1 protein-coding gene is annotated in these 542 nt (G+C 37.8%); it reads right to left on the bottom strand.

The window, feature by feature from the left end:
• Window positions 1-534: transposase (locus G5B06_RS18605; protein WP_244092728.1), on the bottom strand; the 534-nt coding region annotated here is incomplete at its 3' end.
• Between the last annotated feature and the right edge of the window lie 8 nt (window positions 535-542).

Here is a 542-nt window from a genome sequence, read left to right as displayed (position 1 = left end):
ATCTTCTATACATACACAATCATAAGCATTGGCTATCTGCCTTGACTGCTTATGCAGGAAGTCTTTTCTTTGATTGGAAACCTTTTCATGAAGTTTTGTCACCTTAATCCTCTGCTTATTACGATTGCTTGAACCTTTCTGCATTTTGGAAAGCCTGCGTTGTTCTCTCGCTAATTTTTTCTCCGCATTTCTGTAATACTTCGGATAGGCTGGCTCCTTACCGTTACTGTCACGATACAATTCGTGCATGGAAAAATCCATACCTAAAAACTTTTGCATTTCCCTTTCCTGTACTTGATCTTCATACTCAAAAAGAATACTTGCATAGTATTTTCCGCTTGGTGTCTGACTTACTGTTACTGATTTCAGTCTATATTCCTCTGGAATAATCCTGTGCTGTTTTAAGCGGACTTGTCCAATCTTAGGCAATTTCAAATATCCGTTAGATATCGTTATGTTCCCATTGATGCAGACCGTAGAATAGCTGTTTTTATTCCGCTTTTTTGATTTGAACCTTGGAAAACCTGTTTTCAGCTGTTTGA

The sequence above is a fragment of the Blautia luti genome, assembly GCF_013304735.1.
GTDB lineage: Bacteria > Bacillota > Clostridia > Lachnospirales > Lachnospiraceae > Blautia_A.
Note: the sequence above shows the minus strand (reverse complement) of the source record. Positions and strands in the feature narration are given on the sequence as shown.